The sequence below is a fragment of the Actinophytocola sp. genome, from assembly GCF_050699935.1.
Taxonomy (GTDB): domain Bacteria; phylum Actinomycetota; class Actinomycetes; order Mycobacteriales; family Pseudonocardiaceae; genus Actinophytocola.
Genome location: NZ_JBOHGB010000014.1, coordinates 49,474 through 63,470 on the forward strand (window position 1 = coordinate 49,474; position 13,997 = coordinate 63,470).

The 13,997-nt window shown below is 66.8% G+C and carries 13 protein-coding genes; 4 read left to right on the top strand and 9 right to left on the bottom strand.

Going from position 1 to position 13,997, the window contains the following annotated elements; all coding sequences use genetic code 11:
- Positions 1-11: 11 nt before the first annotated feature.
- On the bottom strand, positions 12-983 hold the full coding sequence (locus tag ACRDTB_RS07990; RefSeq protein WP_431429387.1) for an NAD(P)-dependent alcohol dehydrogenase: 972 nt from the start codon (positions 981-983) through the stop codon (positions 12-14).
- 155 nt (positions 984-1,138) lie between these two features.
- On the opposite strand from ACRDTB_RS07990, the gene ACRDTB_RS07995 reads away from it, so the two are divergent.
- Complete coding sequence (locus ACRDTB_RS07995; RefSeq protein ID WP_431429361.1) at positions 1,139-1,915, top strand: TetR/AcrR family transcriptional regulator; 777 nt, start codon at positions 1,139-1,141, stop codon at positions 1,913-1,915.
- Positions 1,916-2,523: 608 nt separating this feature from the next.
- Here ACRDTB_RS07995 and ACRDTB_RS08000 read toward each other — a convergent pair.
- Positions 2,524-2,799 carry a hypothetical protein gene (locus ACRDTB_RS08000; protein ID WP_431429362.1) on the bottom strand — a complete coding sequence of 92 codons (276 nt, stop codon included), beginning with the start codon at positions 2,797-2,799 and terminating at the stop codon, positions 2,524-2,526.
- A gap of 79 nt (positions 2,800-2,878) precedes the next feature.
- On the opposite strand from ACRDTB_RS08000, the gene ACRDTB_RS08005 reads away from it, so the two are divergent.
- Complete coding sequence (locus tag ACRDTB_RS08005; RefSeq protein WP_431429363.1) at positions 2,879-3,265, top strand: hypothetical protein; 387 nt, start codon at positions 2,879-2,881, stop codon at positions 3,263-3,265.
- A gap of 857 nt (positions 3,266-4,122) precedes the next feature.
- On the opposite strand, the gene ACRDTB_RS08010 is transcribed toward ACRDTB_RS08005, so the two are convergent.
- Positions 4,123-4,605, bottom strand: coding sequence for a cytochrome P450 (locus ACRDTB_RS08010; protein ID WP_431429364.1), 483 nt, complete (start codon positions 4,603-4,605; stop codon positions 4,123-4,125).
- A gap of 264 nt (positions 4,606-4,869) precedes the next feature.
- Entirely contained in the window at positions 4,870-6,129 is a 1,260-nt protein-coding gene (locus tag ACRDTB_RS08015; RefSeq protein WP_431429365.1) for a CaiB/BaiF CoA transferase family protein, read from the bottom strand.
- 89 nt (positions 6,130-6,218) lie between these two features.
- On the opposite strand from ACRDTB_RS08015, the gene ACRDTB_RS08020 reads away from it, so the two are divergent.
- The gene (locus ACRDTB_RS08020; protein WP_431429366.1) at positions 6,219-6,908 is read left to right on the top strand and encodes a GntR family transcriptional regulator; all 690 of its coding nucleotides are present in this window, start codon (positions 6,219-6,221) and stop codon (positions 6,906-6,908) included.
- 94 nt (positions 6,909-7,002) lie between these two features.
- Here ACRDTB_RS08020 and ACRDTB_RS08025 read toward each other — a convergent pair whose 3' ends face one another.
- The 5 genes from ACRDTB_RS08025 to ACRDTB_RS08045 form a co-directional block, all read right to left on the bottom strand.
- Complete coding sequence (locus ACRDTB_RS08025; protein ID WP_431429367.1) at positions 7,003-7,977, bottom strand: LLM class flavin-dependent oxidoreductase; 975 nt, start codon at positions 7,975-7,977, stop codon at positions 7,003-7,005.
- A 136-nt stretch (positions 7,978-8,113) separates the two neighbouring features.
- Positions 8,114-9,493 carry a dihydroorotase gene (locus ACRDTB_RS08030; protein WP_431429368.1) on the bottom strand — a complete coding sequence of 460 codons (1,380 nt, stop codon included), beginning with the start codon at positions 9,491-9,493 and terminating at the stop codon, positions 8,114-8,116.
- Between the two features lie 18 nt (positions 9,494-9,511).
- Positions 9,512-10,441: a carbon-nitrogen hydrolase family protein gene (locus ACRDTB_RS08035; protein ID WP_431429369.1), complete on the bottom strand. Its 930-nt coding sequence runs from the start codon at positions 10,439-10,441 to the stop codon at positions 9,512-9,514.
- Positions 10,419-11,810: an MmgE/PrpD family protein gene (locus ACRDTB_RS08040; RefSeq protein ID WP_431429370.1), complete on the bottom strand. Its 1,392-nt coding sequence runs from the start codon at positions 11,808-11,810 to the stop codon at positions 10,419-10,421. Before ACRDTB_RS08040 ends, ACRDTB_RS08035 begins: the two co-directional genes overlap by 23 nt.
- The gene (locus tag ACRDTB_RS08045) at positions 11,807-12,430 is read right to left on the bottom strand and encodes an isochorismatase family cysteine hydrolase (protein ID WP_431429371.1); all 624 of its coding nucleotides are present in this window, start codon (positions 12,428-12,430) and stop codon (positions 11,807-11,809) included. The genes ACRDTB_RS08040 and ACRDTB_RS08045 overlap by 4 nt, the downstream gene beginning before the upstream one ends.
- Before the next feature lie 399 nt (positions 12,431-12,829).
- Here ACRDTB_RS08045 and ACRDTB_RS08050 point away from each other — a divergent pair, with 399 nt between their 5' ends.
- Positions 12,830-13,993: an ABC transporter ATP-binding protein gene (locus ACRDTB_RS08050; RefSeq protein WP_431429372.1), complete on the top strand. Its 1,164-nt coding sequence runs from the start codon at positions 12,830-12,832 to the stop codon at positions 13,991-13,993.
- The last annotated feature ends 4 nt before the right edge of the window (positions 13,994-13,997 follow it).

The window sequence follows — 13,997 nt, forward strand, 5'->3', positions numbered from 1 at the left end:
TGGGCCAGCCGTCAGATGGTGATGACGAGCTTTCCGCGGGCGTTGCCCTCAACCATGTGCTGGATGGCTGTCGGGGTCTCGGCCAGCGGGTAGGTGCGTTCGATGGCAGGGGTGACCTTGCCGGACTCGATGAGCTCGGTGAGCGCGACGAGGTCCTTCGCGTTCTCCGAGTTGGTGAGTGCAGTCAGCTTCTGGCCGACGAACAGGGACAGCAGCGGCGCCCGCAGCGAACGGTCGAAGCCGCCGAGCCAGCGTCCGCCTGTCTCCGAGCCGACGATGACCAGCGTCCCGGCCGGGGCGAGTGCCCGCCGCAGATGGGTCAGTGAGCGGTGTCCGCCGATGTCGAGGATGACGTCGTAGCGCCCACCGGAGGTGATGTCGTCGCGGGTGTAGTCGATGACGTGGTCGGCGCCGAGGGAGCGGACCAGGTCCACCTTCGCGGTGCTGCACACCCCGGTCACCTCCGCGCCGAAGGCCTTGGCGATCTGTACGGCGAACGTGCCGACGCCGCCCGACGCCCCGATGATCAGCACCGACTGCCTGGACCGCACCCGGCCGCCGTCGCGAACGGCCTGCAGGGCGGTGAGCGCCGAGACGGGCGCGGCGGCGGCCTGCTCGAAGGTCAGGTTCGTCGGCTTGGGTGCGAGCTTGTCCGCCCGGGCGCGGCAGAACTCGGCGAAGCCACCCTCCCCGATGCCGTACACCTCCTCGCCCGGCGCCGGCGTGGTGACGTCCTTGCCGACCGCCTCGACGACCCCGGCGACCTCCCGGCCCCGGGCACGGTCCTTGGGCACGCGGAATCCGTAGCCCATGACACGGATCGGGTAGGGCAGCCCGGTCATGATGTGCCAGACACCCCGATCCACGCCGGCCGCGTGCACCCGCACCAGCACCTCGTCGTCGGCGATCTGGGGCCGCGCGACCTGCTCGAGCCGCAGCACATCCTGGGCCTCGCCATACTCGTCCTGAACGATCGCTCGCATGGTCTCGGCTTCCACCTCGGTCGTCGCCTGTCTCTCGTGCGCCGGCCGGTCGCGCTGCTCGGTTCCCATGCTCGCCCCATACGCTATATGTTTACAATGTAAGTTTCTGATGCAAGTTGTACGCTTACGGTGTAAGTAAGTCAAGGAGGGTGCCGATGAGTGCCGCAAGTGCTACGCGTCGCGCCCGGCTGAACAGGGACCGGGTGCTGCGCGCCGCGGTGAGCCTGGCCGACGCGGACGGGATCGACTCGCTCACCATGCGCAAGCTGGGCGTGGAGCTCGGGGTCGAGGCGATGTCGCTGTACAACCACGTCGCCAACAAGAGCGACCTACTCGACGGCATGATCGACATCGTCTTCGCCGAGATCGACCTACCCACCGAGGAAACCGCCTGGCGCACCGCCATGCGCCGCCGCGCGATCTCGGCGCGAGCGGCCCTGGCGCGGCACCCCTGGGCCATCGGGCGCATGGAGTCGCGGACCACCCCCGGCCCCGCGACACTGCGCCACCACGACACCGTGCTCGGCATCCTGCGCGCGGCGGGCTTTCCAGTGGAGCTGGCCGCGCACGCGTACTCCGCACTGGACAGCTACATCTACGGCTTCGCGCTCCAGGCACCGAGCCTGCCTTTCGACACCGGCCACGACAACGGGCAGGACAGTGCGCGGGACACTGGGCGGGACAGCGCGCAGGTCACCCGGGCGATCATGGCGCGGTTCACCTCCGGCCAGTACCCGCACCTCACCGAGATGGCCGTCAAGCACGTCCTGCAACCCGGCTACGACTTCGCCGACGAGTTCGAATTCGGGCTCGACCTCATCCTCAATGGCCTCGAGAGCCATCGAGCACAGCGAGGTGTCCGGCAGATAGACCCCGGTCACGCCGGCGCGGCACGTCAACCTCCTCGCGGTAGGCGAGGAAACGGTTCGTAGCGCGGCGGGAACCTCGTCGTGAACAAGCACAGCGATCGAAATCCGATAGCACGGCGCCACAGCACCGCCGAGGACTCCAGCGGTTCTTCCCGCAACGCCGCCGCGGCGGCATCCGGTGCCCGCGAGGGGCGCGCGCGACAGCAAGACGAACCGGACTCCCTCCGCTAGGAACACCGGACAGCTCGACGCGATCAGGTACTACTCCATGACCGGTTTGAACCCCTCGGTCCGGCATAGCATGCGGTCCATCGTCCAGCCGTGGACCTCACCGGATCCATTGTGGACGGAAGGCCAGGACGTCACCGACCGTCCACCGTGGCGTTCGAGGCTGTGCGTGGGTACCGTGAACGACGCTCGACCCAGATGTCGTTGCGGGGTTGGCGATCTCCTCCGCGAGGCGTATGTCTCGTTGCGGGAGGGACGGCAGCGCTGTCCGCTGGCATACGAGGTCGGTTGCGAGCGCTAGGTCGACCGCAACGCGATGCCGAAGCTGCGGCCGCAGATAGCCACGCCGACGAGGAATCGTTGAACTCGTTGACAAGCACGACCGCGAACATCGCCACCCCCGCGTACGAAATGTGGCTCAGGCCGAGAACTCACGCTCAATGTCAACCGGCAGTATCGCTTTCGATCTTGGTGGCGAGAAGCTGTCGCGCGGAATTGGCGTAGCGCAACGCGGTCTTCGCATCGACGCCGAACACGACCGCGAGGTGGAGCGGGTCGGCGCGGTGAGTGAGAGCTTCTTCGAGTTGGCGGTCCATGCGTAGCCGCTCCAGGTTGGCGTGCAAGCCGCGGAAGACCTCGGTGAGCCAGGAATGGCCGACCCGCGCGGTCGCGGTGGCCGTGCGTTTGTTGACGAGCAGGTTCGTGTTGGAACTGGACAAGGACGAAAAGGCGCAACTGGACAAACTCAACAAATACCTCACGGCGAAATCTGTCTGACGCACCGAGGAGGGACGCACCATGACCGCGCATGCCGAACCGGCCACCATCGACGAGGTCAGGGCCAAGCTCGACCCGCTCGTCGACGAGTACCTCGACGCGCACCCGGAGATCGTCGAACAGTACAACCGCCTCCTCGACGCGGTTTCCGACGACGTCTCCGAGGCGGACACCCCGGCTACGCCCGACAGCCCGACCGAACTGGCCGGCGACCTCGAGGACGACATCGGCAAGGACGTAGCCACGTTGTCCGCGTCCCTGTCGAAGCTGGACTCGCTGGACGAGGAGAAGCTCGCGTCGATCGCGGCCAAGCTCGAGGGGGACGGCGACGGCCTCACCGAAGCCGAGGTCCAACAGCTCGAAATGCTCGCCGAACTGGGTGCCGTCTCGGCCAACGAGCGGTCCTGACGCAGACACGACGTTCAGCACCGGAGGACGGGAGGAACCATGTCCGGAGTCGAGGAGATCGTCGGAATCGCCGCGGCCGGGATCGCGGCCGCAGGTGCCACGCTCACGGTCAGCAGGTTCCTCATCGGAAAGGGCGGAACGGCCACCATCACGCCGGGCGGCGCCGTGTCGACCCTGGACGACGAACGCGAGAAACAACTGCGGACCGCGTCCGGTGGGCAGCTGGAGCAGTTCGCGCTCATCAGGTACGAGTGGCCGTTCGTCATCCAGACACATTCGGCCCTGTCCAGGCACATAGCCCGCGTCGGCCTGATACCCAACCTCTCCCTGAAGGTCCTCGAGAAGGCCGGCTCACCGAAACTCTCCAAGCGGGCCGTCGAGAACGAACTCCGCCAGCTCAGAGAATCTCGCGACCTTGACCCAGCAAAGGTCGACAAGAAATCAAGGAATACCAGAAGTTCCTCGAACCGATGGAGAAGCACGAGGACAAGGCGGATCTGTTCTCACGGTACTCCGAGTCGTTCGTGGCCACGAAGTCACACGCGAACGTGCGCATTCCCGCCCTCGTGGACTTCGAGATCGTCGGCCTGCGCTACTACGCGAAAGGCGAGCAGCACGACGAGTACGAGATCAGGTCGGCCACGATCTCGCAGTGGGCGGCCACGAGTGCCGGCCACCGGTTCCGGAACTTCTTCAACGAGAAGATCAACCTGGAGTACGGGCGATCACATCTTCCTGGTGCTGCGCCGCGGCGTCACCGACGAGCAGGCGGCACGCGAGCTGACCGGCGGCGCCTGACACACGCCTGCCGATCCTGCACCTCTCGGTTAGTGCGCCATCACCTGCTGAAACACGTCCTATCCAGCTCCCGTGCGGCGGAGCACCTCGAGCAGGATGCCCGGGCGGCCGGACGCCTCGAGGTCGCCGGTGACCAGGTCCTTGCCGAGGCACATATGGGTGCCCGCGGCGAACCCGGTGCCGTAGGGCTTGACCGTCCGGTCGAGACGGTCGGCGCGGCGCGGGTCGAACCGGTCGGCATCCGGTCCGTAGACCCGCGGATCGCGATTGGCCGCCGCGAGGTGCAGCCCCACCCGGTCGCCGGGACCGAACCGGGTGCCGCTCGAGGCGAGCGTAACGTCCCGAACTGCGACCCTCGGATGGATCTTGCGCCCGCTCGTGTGCAGCCGGATCGTCTCGTACAACGCGCGCTGCAGGAACTCGTCGTCCTCGGTGAGCGCGCAGGTTGGTCGAGACCCGTAGTTCTTGCTCGGCGCGGCCAGCCGGTGATCCCGCGTGACACCAGCGTGCCGTCCACTACCGTCACCTGTGTCACGACACATGGCAACGCGTGCTCGCCGTCTCCAACGCATGTTCAAGTCCTCTCGTCGACAACTCGGTCAGACGTTAACGACACGAGCACCACGCATCCACGACCCCGAACAAACCCGAACGCGAGCTTCCTGCTCGGCAACCGCCGGTTCGCGCGACCGACGAGTACCTCCCTCGCCGACGCCGCGGTCTCGAGCCCAAGCACGGCGACACGACCGAACACGGCAACGCATCGCTACCTACACCGCCGAACCGGCCGGGCGAGGCCACGAACATCAGGAACTGGGCGTGCTCGACGCGGACGCGGGTCCCTTCTTCGAACCGCGGTCGGACACCGGGGCATAGGGGAACGCGTCGCTGTCCACCGGGCGCACAGCACCACTCTGGAAAGCGGCCTGAGCGGCCTCCGGTCCGATTCCGAGTTGATCCAGAATATCGGCCGAATCCTCCCCCAGTTCTGGCGGCATGGCATTGTCAGGCGCGTCCAGCGCACCCGGGAACCGCGGGATTTCGAAGTGCATCCCACGCCAGGCTACATCGCGGATCTTGCCCGGCTGATTGGCTTGTGCTGCGTCGAGAACCCGATGCAGCGGAAGAACCTCCGTGTATCCCAAACCCTGACCGGAAAGCCGCTCGGATACCTCATCGAAAGTGAGCGCGCCGACGGACTTCCGGACCGCCGCCTCGACTTGCTCGCGACTCTTTCTCCGGCCGCGTAGTGTCGCCAGATTCTCGTCATTCCGCTCGGGCATGTCCAGCGCGGTCGCGAGCCTCCGCCAATGCGCATCCGTGAGGTTCAGTAGATAGACCCATCGTTCGTCACGTGTCTCATACGCGCCGTAACCGGGCATGGCGAACTCCCCGCCGCCCTGCGTCTCGGGACGGCCGAGCAACTGGGTCTTGAGCTGCACACCGGCCAGGTCTCGCCCGGCGAGGTGCAGACCCGTTTCGTACAAGCCGACACGGATGTCCCGATCCCGCGCCGACGGCTCGGCCTGCAGCCAGGTGGACAACACCCGTATCACCGCGTAGCAACCGGCGAACTGGTCGTGATACGAGGGTCCCAGCCGGCTGGGACGCCCGTTGACCCGGTGGTCGTACATCGCGCCGGTGGCGGCCTCCGCGACGGGGTTCGACGCGAGGTCGTCGGCCTGTGGCCCGTCGGCGTAGCCACTGATATGACACACAATCAGGTCGGGGTTCAGCTTCTGGAGGGCGGCGCCGGTCACACCCAGCTTCCGGGCGGCCGACGGAGAGAGGTTGTGGATGACGGCGTCAGCGGTGAGCGCCAACTGGCGGAAGACCATGGCGCCCTCCGGCGTAGCCAGATCGACGCAGAGGCTCTTCTTACCATAGTTGTAGGCGATGAATGTGCCGCTCGGCCCGCCACGAACAAGCTTGCGGGTACTGTCACCGGTTGGCGGCTCAATCTTGATAACCTCGGCGCCGAGCTGCGCCAAGATATGAGTGGCGAAGGGGGCGGCGATCATCGAGCCGAGTTCGATGATTCGCCGACCGGCTAGCACTTTCGACATAGTTGCTCCGAAAATTGTCGGATAATGTTTCCGCGCGCTGTTCCGAACGGGCTTCCATCGCTTATGATGGAGCCAGGTATTCTTGGTTCGTGAGCGGAACATCCGCGCGTTCCCGGATCCGCAAAGAGATGGGATGTCAGTTGGCAACCGCGGCCCAGCAGGTCTACGTAGAGATTCGCGACGGGATACTGTCCGGCAGGTATCCCCCCGGAGAGCGGCTTCGGGAAGAGAAGCTCGCATCGGCGTTGGGCGTTAGCCGCAGTCCGATCCGAGAGGCGCTCCGGCTGCTCCAGTCGGATGGGCTCATCGTGTTCGCCCCGAACAGGGGGGCGCAGGTGGCGATGTGGTCCGAACAGGACGTCGACGAGGTCCTCAACCTGCGCTCGCTGGTCGAGGGCTACGCTGCACGTCTGGCGGCTCGGCGGCTGTCGCCCGAGCATGTCCGGAAGCTGACGGACATTGCCGACGAGATGGAACGGGCGGGCGAGGGACCCACCCCGGACGTGGACCGCGTCGCGTCGCTCAACGCGGCGTTTCACCGGATGATCGTGCAGGCATCGGACAACGCGCGGCTGGTCAGCCTGATGAACCAGATACTGGGCGTGCCCGTCGAGTACCGCACCTATGCCCGGCACAGCCATCAGCAGATGGCGAGAAGCTTCGCGCACCACCGGGAGCTCATCCGGGCCTTCGAGACGCGTGACGAGGAGTACGCGTCGATGACGATGCGCATGCACGTGCTTGCCGCGCGGAACGCGCTGGTCTACGAGTCCGAATAGTGCCGTGCCACGGAAGGCTGGTGCGTGCCGAACCTTTTGTGGCGCGGCACCAGCGCCGCACAGAGGCCGCTTGAGCATGATCTCGACCAGCCTCTCATCGCCACCGCGGCAGCACGGACGCCGCGAGCTCGCGGGCAAGCGCCATGGGCGGATCGTACGAGGCGTAGTCGATGAACATGAACGACGTGATGCCACGCCGGATGAACTCGCCGAGGCGAGCCGACACCTCGTCCGCGGTGCCGATGACCATGTGGCGGTCGCAGAACGCGCGCAGCACGTCATCCGGAATCCACGACGTCAGCTCGATGGCCTGCTCCCAGTCCTCGGCGTGGGCGAGGTCCGGGTACGTGTCCGCGCGGCCCGCGGCGACGGGCACGATGCCCGCGGCACGGAGTGTCTCAGGCGAACGGATCGCGTACTTCGCGGCGAACGGGCGGGCCAGCCGCTCCGACTCGGCCCGGTCGGCGGCCACGCGACACCGGATCGCCAGCACCACATGAAGGTCCGCCACCTCTCGTCCGGCCCGTTCCGCGCCGATCGCCATGTTGTCGAAGGCGTAGTCCAGGCTGGCGGGAGTGTTTCCGGTCAGCAGGATGACCCCGTCGGCGAGCTCGGCGGCCAGCTGGAGCATCCGGGGGCCGGCGGCCCCGAGGTACAGCGGCACCCGGGTGGTTCGGTGCTCGGCCGCCTTGAGCCGGACGCGCTGTGCGGGTGCCGAGACCCACTCCCCCGCGGTCAGCCGGCCGATGAGCTCGACCGCCGACCGCAGTTCGCGGAGCCGAGCCCCCGAACCACCCGTGACGCGTGTGGCGCTGTCCCCGGTGCCGATCCCCAGCCGGAAACGCCGTTCCGACAGCTCGTCGAGCGAGACCGCCGCGCTGGCGGTCACCTCGGCGGTCCGGGTGACCGGGTTGGTGACCGCGGTGCCGATGCGGACGGAGTTGGTGGCCGCGGCGATGGCCGCGGCCGAGACCCAGGTGTCGCGCCACAGCAGCTGCGAGTCCGGCACCCAGATCGCGTCGAACCCGAGACGCTCGAGCTCCACCGCCTGCACAACGCCGGCCGGCATCGGCGAACACGGTGGTAGCCGGATACCGAACTCGATGTGACCGCTCACGACGCCCCCTCACAGGCTGGCTGGCGCCGCTCGCGGTCGCCCTGTGACATTGGTTCGCTCGCCAGCTCGCTCACGAGAACGCCCCGGGTCAACTCACGTCGCGGCGGATGTACCGGCCATGGCCGGGCTCACCAACCACGGTGTCGCCCTCCGCCACGACGGTGCCGCGCACCATGGTCATCACCGGCCAGCCCTTCAGCATGTGACCTTCGTAGATGCTGTACGGCGCGCCGGAATGATGCCAGCTGTGGCTGACCGTCCGTTCCTCGTCAAGGTCGACGAGGACCAGGTCGGCGTCGCCGCCGACTCGGATGGTGCCCTTCTGGCGCAGGCCGAAGGTGCGGGCCGGCTGGCCGGCCGTCAGTTCGGCCACCCGCTGCAGACCCAGCCGCCCTCGGTTGACGCCCTCGGAGAGCAGGACCGGCAGAATGTGCATCATGCCGGGGAAGCCCGCTGCCGCCTCCCAGATCGTGCCGTCGAGATGCTTGTTGTGCAGGGTCTTGGCGCCGTGGTCGCTGCCCATGTGGCGCAGTGAGCCCGACTCCAGGCCCGCCCACAACGCCTCATTGTCCTCAGGAGACCGTACCGGAGGATTCACCTTGACGAGAAAACCCTCTGGCGATTCTTCGTGATGAGTGAGGTACTGGGGGCACGTCTCGGCGTCGATGCGATAACCGTGCTCGCGCAGGGAGTGCACCACGTCCAACCCCATCTTCGAGCTCAGGTGCACCACATATACGGGGCAGCCTGCGTTATGCCCGAGAAAACCGGCACGAAGGATGTTCTCGGCCTCGGCGACCGGTGGTGATGTCCGTGTCCATGACGAGAGCCGATCGTTGCCGCGATTCGCCGACTGCCATTCTTTGCGAAGCCGCCAGATTATCTGCTGGTTCTCCGCGTGCACCAGGGCAACCCCGCCCTTGAGGGTCGCCACCTTGTTGAAACCGGCCCACAGGAAGCCGTCGTCGACGCCCTGCTTCGCGATCGACCCGGGCTCCGGATCGCGTATCCCCATGAAGAACTTGAAACTTGTGACGCCGTAGGCTTGCGCGATCTTGTCGAACTCGGCGAGATGCTGATCGGTCATCAGCGTCACGTGGAATCCGAAGTCGAGCACGGAGTTGCGTTCGCCGAGGTCGATCGTCTGGTCGAGCAGTCCGCCGTAGGGCTCGAACGTCCGCTCCATCTTGATGAACGAGGTGACACCGCCGAGTGCGCCGTGCCCGCTCTCGCTGCGGAACTCCGAGCCGACGCCGTCGGGGTCGAGATACCCGAGGTGCACGTGCGGGTCGATGGCCCCGGGTAGGACATAGCGGCCATCGGCGTCGATCACCCGGTGACCCGTGATGCTCTCGGCGGGCTGGGTGATGGCGGCGATGGTGCCGTTCGTGATGCCGATGTTGCCGTCGACGACACCCACGAACGGGATGACCATGCGGCAGTCGCGGACAACCGTGTCGAACGTCATGGCTGGCTCCTGAGGCTGTCAGACGTGCGTGACTGTGGTGAGGGTCCGGTAGATCTCCGGCCGGCGATCGCGGAGGTAGTGATAGCGATGTCCGTGCCGGTCGCCCTCGCTCAGATCGATCGTGTGCCGGAGAACGACGTCGCCGGTGTCCGCCGGCGCCTCGGCGACGACCGAACCGAACGGTTCGATGACCAGGCTGCGACCGGAGAAGAGTCGCTCTGCCTCGACCACCTCGAGCCCGCCCTTGTTGATGGCGGCGACGTGAAACCCGTTCTGCACGGCCGCCGACCGAAGCTCGAAGTCCCACGTCTTGGCCCGGTGCCGGAGGAAGATCGCGACGAAGACGAAGACGAGCTCCACGCCGTGCAGGGCGAGCATCCGCCAACTCTCCGGGAAGGAACGGTCATAGCAGATCAGTGCGCCGACTCGGCCGAACTCGGTGTCGAACACCGGGAACCCCGGGCCAGGGCGGAAGAAGAACTTCTCGTTCGTCCCCGGGTCGGCGTTGTAGTTGTCGGACAGATGGTTCTTGCGGTAGGCGCTCACCTGCGTGCCGTCGGGCAGTGTGCCCGGAATGATCTCGCCGTCCGGCCCGATCAGCACGGCGCTGTTGTAGTAGACGCCACTGCGCGGCCCTCGTTCGAACAGCGGGATCCAGATATGGGTGGAGTGTTTGCGTGCGAGCTTGCCGAACTCTTCCGTGGCCCGGCCGGGCACGGTGTCGGCCCAGTCGAAGTACCGGCGGTCGTTCGTCCCGCAGAAGTACGCGGTCGCCGCCATTTCCGAGAACGCGAGAAAGTCGGCCGGCTCCTCGGTCAGGGTCTTGTCCGCGGTGGCGACGAGGTCCGCGAGTGTCTTGGCGGGATCGTCTCCAGTGCCGGCGTTCTGCACGAGTGCGAGGCGTACCGGTCGGCCACCCGCGTTGTCAGCTGATGATGTCTCGGGCATCGGTTGCCCCTTCTGCGTCGAAGCGGATCGATCGGGAGTCGGGTAAGTCGGGCAGCGCCTGCAGCTGACGCAGAATCTCGTCGGAACGGGACTGCCCCAGCCGGGGCGCGACGCACTGGTCGAACTTGGTCGCGATCTCGGCCATCGTCAGCGGCCGCGCGCTACTGCCCCGGGGGAAATCCACGACGGACTCCCTGGTGCTCCCGTCCTTGAGTCGCATTCGGACAACCGCGCCGAAGTCCTTACCGTCCATCAAGGTGGTTCGGCCGGTTTGCCGAGGGTCACCGACGACGGTGGTCCGAGCCATGAGCGCCTGTACAACGGGATCGGAGACCGCCTGATCGGTGAAGTCGTCCTCCGTCATCCGGCGGCCGAGGGCGCTCGCAGCGGTGACGTACTGAAGCGAGAAGCGTCCCTCGTGTCCGGCCTTGGCGCCAGGACGGTTCGTATGGGGAAGGCGACGCTCGTGGACACCGCAGTGCAGTTCCAGGATGTCGTCAGGATCGACGGGTCGTCCGTCCACGAGGTTCTGGGTCGCCTCGATGGTGGTCAACAACGAGCCGCAGCACGGCCACAGCTTGCGGAGCGTCACGCCGGGATTGACGAGAGCCCAGTCGGTGCCGAGCCCGGCCAGGACCTCATCCGTCCGCCAGTTCGGGCCACCGTAGAGCGGCCCGAAGCCCTGGTCGGCCTCGTAGGCGCCGGGATTCGCCTCATGACCGTGCCGGGCGAGCAAGGCGGCCACGACGCCACCGTGCGCGGACCACCCGCAGTGCAGCGGCTTGGTCATGGTCCCGAAGTTCGCCTTGATTCCCGACGCGAAGGACGCCGCGATGCCGAGGGCGTGTGCGGTCTGCCGCTCGGTCAGGCCGAACAGCCGGGCCGCCGTCACCGCCGCACCGAAGGTGCCCAACGTGCCGGTCGGGTGAAAACCGACCTCGTAGTGGTACGGGTTGACGCCGCGAGCGAGTGCGATCACGACCTCGTAACCGTGGACGTACGCCTCGATCATCTCCGCCCCGCTGGCACCGGTGGCCTGGCCCGCGGCGAACGCCACCGGCACCAGGACCGCGCTGACGTGACCGCTCAGCACCTGCGTCGTCGCGTCGTCGAAGTCCTGGGCATGAGCCGCGGTCGCGTTGGCAAGGCTGGCGATCGCCGGCGACCTCACTCCCCCGGCGGCCAGCAGGCTCTCGCCGGGACCGGTGTCGAGTGCATAGCGAAGGGCGATCTGCCCCACCGGTGTCGCCGAGCCCTGCACGACGACACCCACAGTGTCCACAAAGGACTCTACCGCCGCGGTGACGACCGCGTCCGGAAGTGCGCCAGCAGGCCGGACACCGAACCGCGCGAGCTCCTCGAGGATCATCTGGCCACCTCGGTCAGCAACGACTTGACGGCATCGAGGGTCCGGACTCGCCCGATACGCGGGAAGGTCTTGGTGATCGCGTGGTCGTGTACGTCGGGGCTGTAGGCCGCGCAGCAGTCGCTGATGACGACGACGTTCAGGTCTCGGTCATAGGCACACCGCGCGGTCGACTCGACGCCCATGTTCGTGTAGACCCCGCCGAGTAGGACCGTGTCCGTCCCCAGTCGTCTCAGGACCACTTCCAGCGAGGTACCGTAGAAGGCGTTGACCCGCGGCTTGACGATGACTCGGTCCTCTGGCTGGACGACGAGCGACGGCACGAGCCGGGCACCTGGGCTGCCGGCGACCAGACGCTTGCCCTGGGGCCCCTTCCCCGCCAGCACGGTGTCGGTCTGGTGGGCGAACACGTCCGAGTAGTCGGGACGGCGCTCAACACGGACCCAGATGACCGGTATGCCGCTGCTCCTGGCCCAGTCGGCCGCCTCCGCGGCACGCTCGACGGCGGGAACCGCCCAGGGATGCAGGTCGCCGGCACAGGTGCCGACCACATCCTCCTGGAAGTCGATGAGCAGCAGCGCCGTCGTCGCCGCCGTCAGCAGGGGTTCGTTCGGTACGACCATCTGAGTCCCTTCGGATCACCGCAGTACCAGACCGCCAATCAGCGGGGCTTGGGATCGATGTTGTGTACAATATGAACATCATGCGATGAGCGTGTCAAGGCGCCCAGTCGCCGGGCCAGCAAACGTGACTCACCTCAGATATCCTGCATCTTTGCTCCACAACTCACAAGTTGATCATGATCATTTGGGGTGTTATCCGATCGAGATGAGTCGAACGATGCGGAGGCTTGACACACAAGTTTGTATGCATGTCTACTCCTCGATGAAGCGAACAGATCCGAGGACGCACTTGCTGTTCGCGCCGGCATCGTCGGCCGGGCTTCGGCCTGCCCGGCGGCTGCGGCACCACAAAAGTCAAGCCTGGGCGAGCGAGATGGCAGCCTCATGAGAGAAACCACGGTGGGAACAGCTACCCCGAACCGGAACGACCGCTCGGATGCGGCGCGAGAGTCAGGTGGCCAGTACGACAGCGGGGCGAACGCTTCGGGCCTCGCCGTCCACGAGCTGCGCAAGTCGTTCAACGGAGTGTCCGTTGTCAAGGGCGTCTCGTTCTCCGTCGCCCAGGGTGAGTTCGTCTCCCTGCTCGGCCCGAGCGGCTGCGGCAAGACGACGACGCTGCGCCTCATCGCGGGACTGGAACAGGTCGACTCGGGTCAGATCCGCTTGGGCACGGCCGACATCACGGGCCATCCGGCGCACCGGCGCGATGTCGGCGTCGTGTTTCAGAGCTACGCGCTCTTCCCCAACATGACCGTCCGCGACAACATCGCATACGGGCTGCGAGCCCGGCGCAAGCCGTCGGCGGTCATTCAGGACCGGGTCCGCGAATGCCTGGAGCTCGTACACCTCGAGGACATGGGCGATCGCTTTCCCGCGCAGCTCAGTGGTGGCCAGCAGCAGCGGGTGGCACTGGCCCGCGCACTGGCGATCAGCCCGCGCCTGCTGCTGCTGGATGAGCCGTTGAGCAATCTCGACGCCAAGCTGCGTCTGGAGATGCGCGACGAGATCCGTCGCATTCAGATCGAGACGGGGACCACGGCGGTCTTCGTTACCCACGACCAGGAAGAGGCGCTGTCCATGAGCGACCGCCTGGTGTGCATGCACGACGGCGTCATCGAGCAGATCGGCAGCCCGGCCGAGATCTACAACGAGCCGGCCACGCCGTTCGTGGCGGGGTTCGTCGGCCGGGCGTCCGTGTTCACCGGGGTCCTGGCCGCGGACTCGCCCGGGCTGCTGGCCACGGATGACGGCCTTCGGCTGAAGGCGCCGGCCACCTCGGGCGTCAGCAGCGGACAGCGTGCGCTGCTCGTCATCAAGGAAGAGCGGGTGCGGCTGCTCGCGGCCGACCGGGTCGACACGGACAACTACGTCGATGCCGTCTGCGAGATCAGCACGTTCCTCGGGTCGACCCTGCGTTTCAAGTGCAGGCTGCGAAACGGCGACATCGTGTCCGCCTGCGTGAGCGCGGACCAAGTGCCCGGCGAGCTCCGGGCCGGCGACCCCGTCCGCCTGGGCTGGTCTGTCGATGACTCGTCACTGATCAAAGTGTCTGGAGGCGCGTAGTGTC